This window comes from Jatrophihabitans sp. (assembly GCF_051960575.1).
Classification (GTDB): Bacteria; Actinomycetota; Actinomycetes; order Mycobacteriales; family Jatrophihabitantaceae; genus JBQCEE01.
This window is the reverse complement of record NZ_JBQCEE010000126.1, coordinates 1-8,420: the sequence shown is the minus strand read 5'-3', so window position 1 is coordinate 8,420 and position 8,420 is coordinate 1. Positions and strand designations below refer to the sequence as shown.

At 71.5% G+C, this 8,420-nt stretch carries 8 protein-coding genes; 4 read left to right on the top strand and 4 right to left on the bottom strand.

The window, feature by feature from the left end; all coding sequences use genetic code 11:
• The 3 genes from ACTHMS_RS06760 to ACTHMS_RS06750 form a co-directional block, all read right to left on the bottom strand.
• Positions 1–478, bottom strand: a 478-nt coding sequence (locus ACTHMS_RS06760) for a nitrilase-related carbon-nitrogen hydrolase (protein WP_440305903.1), incomplete at its 3' end; no start/stop codon positions are given.
• Positions 479–494: 16 nt separating this feature from the next.
• Positions 495–1,874, bottom strand: a complete 1,380-nt coding sequence (locus ACTHMS_RS06755) for an aspartate aminotransferase family protein (RefSeq protein WP_440305902.1) — start codon at positions 1,872–1,874, stop codon at positions 495–497.
• Between the two features lie 9 nt (positions 1,875–1,883).
• Positions 1,884–3,374 carry a CoA-acylating methylmalonate-semialdehyde dehydrogenase gene (locus ACTHMS_RS06750; RefSeq protein WP_440305901.1) on the bottom strand — a complete coding sequence of 497 codons (1,491 nt, stop codon included), beginning with the start codon at positions 3,372–3,374 and terminating at the stop codon, positions 1,884–1,886.
• Positions 3,375–3,480: 106 nt separating this feature from the next.
• On the opposite strand from ACTHMS_RS06750, the gene ACTHMS_RS06745 reads away from it, so the two are divergent.
• Both ACTHMS_RS06745 and ACTHMS_RS06740 read left to right on the top strand, forming a co-directional pair.
• Entirely contained in the window at positions 3,481–5,103 is a 1,623-nt protein-coding gene (locus tag ACTHMS_RS06745; protein WP_440305900.1) for a PucR family transcriptional regulator, read from the top strand.
• A 93-nt stretch (positions 5,104–5,196) separates the two neighbouring features.
• Positions 5,197–5,718 carry a nitroreductase/quinone reductase family protein gene (locus ACTHMS_RS06740; protein WP_440305899.1) on the top strand — a complete coding sequence of 174 codons (522 nt, stop codon included), beginning with the start codon at positions 5,197–5,199 and terminating at the stop codon, positions 5,716–5,718.
• A gap of 22 nt (positions 5,719–5,740) precedes the next feature.
• Here ACTHMS_RS06740 and ACTHMS_RS06735 read toward each other — a convergent pair whose 3' ends face one another.
• Positions 5,741–6,958, bottom strand: a complete 1,218-nt coding sequence (locus ACTHMS_RS06735; protein ID WP_440305898.1) for an EAL and HDOD domain-containing protein — start codon at positions 6,956–6,958, stop codon at positions 5,741–5,743.
• 261 nt (positions 6,959–7,219) lie between these two features.
• Here ACTHMS_RS06735 and ACTHMS_RS06730 point away from each other — a divergent pair, with 261 nt between their 5' ends.
• Positions 7,220–7,645: a hypothetical protein gene (locus tag ACTHMS_RS06730; protein WP_440305897.1), complete on the top strand. Its 426-nt coding sequence runs from the start codon at positions 7,220–7,222 to the stop codon at positions 7,643–7,645.
• A 109-nt stretch (positions 7,646–7,754) separates the two neighbouring features.
• Positions 7,755–8,420 (top strand): DUF222 domain-containing protein (locus ACTHMS_RS06725; RefSeq protein ID WP_440305896.1); only part of this gene is annotated, 666 nt, incomplete at its 3' end.

Below are 8,420 nucleotides of genomic sequence, written 5' to 3'. Positions count from 1 at the left end.
CCGGGAAGTGCCGGTCGTAGCAGATGTACACACCGACCTTGCCGACCGCGGTGTCGAACACCGGGTAGCCGAGGTTGCCCGGCCGGAAGTAGAACTTCTCCCAGAACGCCGGCAGGTTCGGGATGTGGTGCTTGCGGTACTTGCCGAGCAGGGTGCCGTCGGCGTCGATCACCGCGGCGGTGTTGTAGTAGACGCCCTCGCGCTCCATCTCGTAGATCGGCAGCACGATCACCATGTGCAGTTCGGCGGCGAGCGCCTGGAAGCGTTCGGTGGTCGCGCCGGGGATCGTCTCGACGTAGTCGTAGTACTTCTGGTCCTGCACCGCGCCGAAGTACGGGCCGTAGAACAGTTCCTGGAAGCCGATGATCTGCACGCCCTTCGCGGCGGCCTCGCGCGCCAGCTCCTCGTGGCGGGCGATCATCGTCTCCTTGTCGCCGGTCCAGGCGACCTGGGTGATGGCGGCGCGGATGGTCGTCATGCGGGACTCCTCTGGGTCACGAACCGGTGTAGTACTCGTCGGCGGTGTCGAGCGCCTCGTCCAACGCGGCGAGGCCCTCGCGCACCTCCTGCTCGGTGGCGGTGCACGGCGGCACCACGTGCAGCCGGTTGAAGTGGGTCATCGGCCACATGCCGCGCTGCTTGCAGGCTGCGGCGACGGCGTTCATCGGCGCCGCGGCGGCTCCACTCGCGTTGTAGGGCACCAAAGGCTCGCGCGTCTCGCGGTCGAGCACGAGCTCGACGGCCCAGAACACGCCGAGGCCGCGCACCTCGCCCACCGACGGGTGCCGGTCGGCGATCTTCGCGAGCTCGGGGCCGATGACGTCGGTGCCGAGCCGGCGCGCGTTGTCGATGACGCCCTCGTCCTTGAAGATCTCGATGGACGCGACGGCCGTGGCGCACGCGAGCGGGTGGCCGGAGTAGGTGAGCCCGCCGGGGTACGCGCGCTCCTGGAAGGTGGCGTTGATCGCGTCGTTGATGAGGACGCCGCCGAGCGGCACGTAGCCGGAGTTCACGCCCTTCGCGAAGCAGATGAGGTCGGGCACGACGCCCCAGTGGTCGACCGCGAACCACTCGCCGCAGCGGCCGAACCCGGCCATCACCTCGTCGGCGATCATCACGATGCCGAACTCGTCGCAGATCCCGCGCACGCCGGCGAGGTAGCCCGGCGGCGGCACCAGGATCCCGTTGGTGCCCACGACCGTCTCGAGGATGATCGCCGCGATCGTCGCCGCGCCCTCGACCATGATGACGTCGCGCAGGTGCTGCAACGCCCGTTGCGTCTCCTCCTCGGGCGTCGTCGAGTGGAACGCCGACCGGTACGGGTACGGCCCCCAGAAGTGGACGATGCCCGGCATCGCCGGCTCGGCGCCCCAGCGGCGCGGGTCGCCGGTCATGCTGATCGCGCCGGCCGTCGCGCCGTGGTAGCTGCGGTAGGCGGCGAGCACCTTGTGCCGCCCGGTGTGCAGCTTCGCCATGCGCAGCGCGTTCTCCGTCGCCTCGGCGCCGCCGTTGGTGAAGAAGACCCGGTCGAGGTCGCCCGGCGCCACCTCGCTGATGAGCCGCGCTGCCTCGCTGCGCGCGTCGTTGGCGAACGCCGGTGACACGGTGGTCATGCGGCCCGCGTACTCCTGCAGCGCCGCGATCAGCCGCGGGTGCTGGTAGCCGATGTTGACGTTCACCAGCTGCGAGCTGAAGTCGAGGTACCGCTTGCCCTCGTAGTCGGTGAAGTACGACCCCTGCGCCGACGCGATCGGCAGCGGATCGATGAGCGCCTGCGCCGACCACGAGTGGAAGACATGGGCCCGGTCGAGCTTGCGCACACTCGCCTCGTCGGCGGGGATGCCGGCCAGCGGGTTCGTCGATGGGTTGGTCACGGCGCGCTCCTAGCGGGTCCGGGGGAAGCCGAGGTCGATCACCGAGGTGGCCGGGTCCGGCCAGCGCGAGGTGACGACCTTGCCGCGGGTGTAGAAGGTGATGCCCTCGGGGCCGTACATGTGGGTGTCGCCGAACAGCGACGCCTTCCAGCCGCCGAAGGAGTAGTAGGCCACCGGCACCGGGATCGGCACGTTGATGCCGACCATGCCGACCTCGACGTCGAACTGGAACTGCCGGGCCGCCCCGCCGTCGCGGGTGAAGAGCGCGACGCCGTTGGCGAAGGTGTTCGCGTTGATGAGCCGCAGCGCCTCGTCGTAGGTCTGCGCGCGCACGACGCAGAGCACCGGGCCGAAGATCTCGTCGCGGTAGACCGACATCTCGGGCGTCACCTTGTCGAGCAGCGTGGTGCCGAGGAAGAAGCCGTCGGCGGGCACGTCCGCCTCGCGTCCGTCGACCACGACACTCGCGCCCGACTCTGCGCCGGCGGCGATGTAGCCCGCGACCTTGTCGCGGTGCTCGCGGGTGACGAGCGGGCCCATGTCGGAGTCCGGGTCGGCGCCGTTGCCGACCCGGAGCTTGGGGAGGCGGGCCGCGATCGCGTCCACCAGGCGGTCACCGACGTCGCCGACGGCGACCGCGACCGAGACGGCCATGCAGCGCTCGCCCGCGGCGCCGTAGGCGGCCGACACGGCGGCGTCGGCGGCCATGTCGATGTCCGCGTCGGGCAGCACGACCATGTGGTTCTTCGCGCCGCCGAGGGCCTGCACCCGCTTCCCGCTCGCGGTGCCGGTCTCGTAGATGTACTTCGCGATCGGGGTGGAACCGACGAAGCTGACGGCGGCGATGTCCGGGTGGCCGAGGATGGCGTCGACGGCCTCCTTGTCGCCGTGGACGACCGTGAAGACGCCGTCCGGCAGCCCGGCCTCCTTCCACGCCTCGGCCAGCCACAGCGACGACGACGGGTCCTTCTCGGACGGCTTGAGGACGAACGCGTTGCCGCAGGCGATCGCGTTGGCGGCCATCCAGAGCGGCACCATGGCGGGGAAGTTGAACGGGGTGATGCCGGCGACGACGCCGAGCGGCTGGCGGATGGAGTAGACGTCGACCCCGGACGCCGCCTGCTCGCTGAACCCGCCCTTGAGCAGCTGCGGCACGCCGCAGGCGAACTCGACGTTCTCGAGGGCCCGGGCGATCTCGCCGTGGGCGTCGCTGAGCACCTTGCCGTGCTCGGCCGTCACGATCTGCGCCAGCTCGTCGGCGCGGCCGTGCAGGATCTCGCGGAAGGCGAACAGCACCGCCGAGCGGCGGGAGAGCGACGCGGACCGCCACTCCGCAGCGGCCGCCTTCGCGCTCGCGACGGCGGCGTCGATCTCGGCGGCCGAGGCGAGGTCGACCTCACCGGTCTGCTCGCCCGTGGCCGGGTTGAAGACAGGGCCGGTCCGTCCCGAGGTGCCGGGCGCGCGGCGGCCGTCGATCCAGTGCTCGATGCGGTGAACCATGCGCGAAGGCTAGTCGGCGATCATGGCGCCGGTAACCGACGAAGTGTCTGGACGCGGACCGCATCATCCGACGCTCTGCCGGGTTGCGCGACGTACGATCCGTCGGGTGGAACTCCCCGCCCTGGCGACAGTGCTCGCCCTGCCCGCGCTGCAGGCGGGCGACCCGCAGGTGCGCGCGGGCGGCGAGGTGCTGGCCGAGCGGCCCGTGCGCTGGGTGCACGTCAGCGAGGTCAGCGACATCGCGCACCTGCTCGAGGGCGGCGAGCTGATCCTCACCACCGGCATCGCCCTGCCGTCGGACCCCGAGCAGTGGGCGACCTATGTCGGCGAGCTGCAGGCTGTGGGCGTGGCCGGCCTGGTCGTCGAGCTCGGCCGGCGCTTCCGCGCGGCGCTGCCGGACGAACTGGTCGCCGCCGCCGCCGATGTCGGGCTGCCACTCATCGAGTTGCGGCGCGAGACGCCGTTCGTGGCCGTCACGCAGGCCGTGCACACCCTCATCCTGGACGCGCGGATGCAGGAACTGGTCGCGTCCGAGGAGGCCCACCAGGCCTTCACCCGCCTCTCGGTCGCCGGGCACGGCCCGCAGCAGGTCGTCGACCTCGTGGCCGAGATGTCGCGACGGCCCGTCGTCTACGAGAACCTGGCCCACCAGGTGCTCGCCTACCACGCACCCGACGACGTGCTGGTCGGCTGGGAGGCCCGTTCGCGCGAGGCACAGGCCGAGGACGACCCGCACTGGCTCGCCGTCGGCGTCGCCGCGCCGGGCGGCGGCGAGTGGGGACGGTTGGTGCTCGTGGCCGACGCCGTACCGACGGCGCGTGAGCGCATGCTGCTCGAGCGGGGGGCGACGGCGCTCGTCATCAACCGGCTCACCGTGCGCGACCTCGACAGCCTCGAGCGTCAGACCCACCGCACGCTGCTCACCGCGCTGGTGCTCTCGAGCGACGCGGCGGGGGAGACGGCGGCGCGGGCGAAGGCGCTCGGCGTGCCGCTCGAACGCCGCCGGCTCACCGGCGTGGTCGTGCGCCTCGACGGCGACAACCTGCCCGCACTGCTGCGCGACGTCGCGAGCCAGGCGGTCGCCGCGCTGCGCGCGGCGAAGGTGCCCGCCCTGGTCGGGCTGCTCGACGACCAGCGGGTGGCCATGCTGCTGTCGCACGACCGCAGCGCCGACGTCGACGCGACGCTCGCCACGCTGAGCGCCCGCCTTCGTGCCGCGACCGACCGCCGCCCCGACGTCACCCTCGTCGTCGCCGCGGGCAGCACCGTCGCCGGAGTCGAGCGTGCCCACCACACGCTGCGTGAGGCGCGGCAGGTGGCCGACACGGCCGGCACCCTGCCGGGGGGTCGGCCGTACTACCGGCCACCGGACCTGCGGCTGCGGGGTCTGGTCTACGCGCTCGGCGACGAGCCACTGCTGCGCGACTACGTCGAGCGCGAGCTGGGCCAGTTGCTCGCGCACGACGCCACGCACGGCACCCGGCTGGTCGAGTTCCTCGAGGTGCTCTGTCGGCACGGTGCCAACAAGACGGCTGCGGCGGACGAGCTCTACATCTCGCGGGCTTCGCTCTACGACCGCATCACCAAGGTCGAGCGGGTGCTCGGCGTCGACCTCGGCGACCCCGAGGTCGTGCTGGGCCTGCACTTCGCGCTGCTCGCGCGTGGCACGCTGTTGGGTGCTCGGCAGGGTGAGGCAGCTGTGTCGCCCGTGCGCGAGGCGACGAGGTGACGTCCTGTCAGTCCCGACGATGCAGCGCGGCAGGGGGCAGGGACGGGTCGTTGTGCTCTGGGTGGTGGTGTGCCCGCGACGCACGGTCGGGGCATGACACCGGGTCCTCTCGTCCCGCCGACGGGCACGCGTTCGCGCCGGCCGAAGCTGCCACCGCGGTGGTTCGTCGTGGCGTTCTGGCGGGTGCATCGGGCGATCGTCCGGATGACGCGCGGACACCTCGGCCTGTGGCGCCCCGATCGGGGCGGGTGGGGCACGCTGTGGCTGACGACGACCGGTCGACGCAGCGGGCGGCCGAGGCGCGTCCTGGTCGGCTACTTCGCCGACGGCGACGCGCTGGTCACCATGGCGATGAACGGGTGGGGCGCGGGTGAACCGGCCTGGTGGCTGAACCTGCAGACCCACCCCGACGCGACCGCACAGACGCGCGACGGCAACTTCCGGGTGCGCGCGCGTCGTGCATGCGGCGCTGAGCGTGCTCGGTTGTGGGCGCGATGGGCCGACATCGACAAGGAGCTCGAGGCGTACGCCGCCCTGCGTGGCACGGAGACAGCCGTCGTCGTGCTCGAACCGCTGACCGTGCCTGCCACAACGGCCGATCGGTCGCGCGACTGAACCGCCGCGTCCGGAGGGGCGATCAGGCGGCCTCGGCCAGGACACCCGTCACGTCGAGCGCCCAGCGATGCGCGGCCCCGAGTGCGGCATCGACCTCGCGCCGCGAGATGCCTGACATCGGGGGGACGCGCGTGCCGGTCTGGCGGTGCACGACATCACGGACGAGGCGCGACAACGGCCGCACCGAGCCGAAGGCGGCGTCCCGCAGCTCGGTGGAGAGTTCGAGGGAGTCGGCGATCTCGTCCGCGGGGATCCGCAGCAGCTGCTCGAAGGACGAGACGACGCCGGCCGTGAAGCCGACCCGACCGGCTGACTCGTTCCACCGCTCGGCGGCCAGCAGCTCGCAGGCGCGGGCGCGGGCCAGGGTGCAGAGCACGAGGTCGCTCGCGCCGGTGTCGCCGGACTGGGTCATCAGCAGCGCCATCCACTGCTGCACGCGCCACTGCCCGGCGATGACGAGCGCGTCGCGGATCGAGGCGATCCGTCGCCGGGTCTCACCAGGGCGGCCGAGCGATGCCAACCGCATGATCTGGTAGGTCACCGTCGGCTCGGTCTGCAGCACCTCCTCGACCTCGTCGAAGTCGAGCGAGCCGCCCAGCAGCGATCCGACCGTGCGGAGTCGGCCGACGTTGGTGCTGCCGCCGCCGGCTCGCTCGACGTGTGCGGGACGCACCGCGGTGCCCTGGAACAGGTCGAACCCGAGGTCGCGGGCCAGTTGCAGGTCGGCGTCGGTCTCGAGGCCGTGTGCGAGCAGGGCGATGCCGTAGCTCTGACAGCGATCGACCACGGCACCTGCACCCGCGGCGGTGTGCCGTTGCAGGTCGACCCGCACCACCGAGGCGAGTTCCAGCAGGTGCTCGACACCGGGAACCCAATCGACCTCGTCGAGGGCGAGGCCGAGTTGGTCCTCCGCGAGCCGGCGACGCACCCCGTCGACCAGCTCGTCGTCGATGCCGAGCTGGGGCGGCATGACCAGGACGGAGCCGGCCGGGAGCGCCCCGGTGCCGTGGTGCCCGAGCAACGTCTCGCGTTCGGCGGCCAGGAACAGCGGTACTCCGCCGGCCAACGCGTCCAGGCCGTCGGCGATCGCATCGATCGCGGAGGCCACCGCGGACGGCGCGTCGCCGTCGCGGTGGCGGGGCGTCTCGGCCAGCAGCAACTCATGACCGACCAGTTCGCAGGCCGCGTCGAAGATCCCTGCCCTGCCGACGATGACATCGCTCGGCCAGTCAGCCGTCATGTGCGCTCCTCGGTCACACCCGACCGCGTCACCGCGGGTCTGCGTCGACACTCATCGACCGGCAGGTGGCGGAGCTGATGGGGCGATCGGGTGACCGACCGGTCAACCGGCCGGGCGCGCCGGACCATGCCCCAGTTCGGAGGGGATCGGACGAGCTTGGCCGGCGCGCCGTCATGCCGATGACGTAGCGGTTCTCATCGCGACCATGGGAGCGCCTGCTCATGCGGCGGAACGGTCGCTGCGCCTGGCATCATCCGACCCGTGAGTGACGACTCTCGCGTGCCAGTCTCCCTAGACGAAAGAGAGCGATGCTTTCTCCGGTCTGCCTTGCTGGATTGGGGCGGTCCCGCCAATCCAACGGACGCGCTTGCCGCAGCCATGGGCTTCACCAGCGCAGAGAGCCTATCCCGCGAAGCGTGGGCACTTTGGACACGGATCGAAGCAGGTGAGGCGCTCACCGTCGGCGAATGGAGGCAAGCCCTCCTGGCGGTCGAGGTCGTGTTCGCAAGCGATGTGGTCGGTTCCGGGCTCGACTGGCGGATCACGTCCGGCATCTCTGACGAGGAGTCCATAGCCATTCTCCGCGCACTCCAGCGCAAGTTGCCCAGGTGGCGCGGCAGCGTGCAGTTCACTACCGATGACGCCGGCAAGGTCACCATCTCTGAGCCCGAACGTCCCAACGCGTGACGACCTCTTATCGCGTTCTCGCGGCGGAGCGCGACCATGCCGCGTGTCGAGCAGGTTGGATCACCGAAGCACGACCGAAATTGTCGTACCCCTGTTCTAGTTTGCTGGTATGACTGATGCGGCGATCCTCGAGCGGTTCGAGGTGCTGCACAAGGCGATCGATGCGTTCGGTGAGTGCGCCGCCGGTGGCGGGTTCGGGCAGTTGAGCGATGACGAGTTCATCGACCTGGCCCGTGACCTGGAAGCGCTGCGGCGGTCGCTCGGGACGGTCGACGACGCCGTGGTCACCGACGTGGAGCGGCGCGAGTTGCCGCACAAGCAGCTGACCCGCACCACCGCGGGGTTCCTGTCCGCGTTGTGGCGCCTCACCGCCGGCGAGGCCAGGCAGCGGGTGACCGCCGCCCGGCAGTGCGGCCCGCGGGTCACGTTCTCCGGCGAACCGCTACCACCGCTGCGCCCACACCTCGCGCAGGCTCGCGCCGCCGGGGTGGTGACACCTGTGCAGGTGGCGCTGATCGTGAAGACCCTCGCCGACCTGCCGCCGCGGCTCACCCCGCACGAGCTGGACGAGGCCGAACGGTCGCTGGTGCAGGCCGCGCACGCGCTGCACCTGGCCGACCTGAAGATCGTGTGCGACAAGCTCGCCTGCTGCTACGACCAGGACGGCCCCGCACCCGACGACCAGGTGCAGCAGGCCCGCCGGTTCCTCGACGCCCGACCGCTCTCGGACGGGATGGTCGCCGGCTCCTACCGCCTCGCCGGGGTCGACGGGGCG

Bases quoted from the DNA above. Each gene is read 5' to 3' on its own strand.
- ACTHMS_RS06750 (WP_440305901.1), bottom strand. From the start codon at position 3,374: ATGGTTCACCGCATCGAGCACTGGATCGACGGCCGCCGCGCGCCCGGC.
- ACTHMS_RS06740 (WP_440305899.1), top strand. From the start codon at position 5,197: ATGACACCGGGTCCTCTCGTCCCGCCGACGGGCACGCGTTCGCGCCGG.
- ACTHMS_RS06735 (WP_440305898.1), bottom strand. From the start codon at position 6,958: ATGACGGCTGACTGGCCGAGCGATGTCATCGTCGGCAGGGCAGGGATC.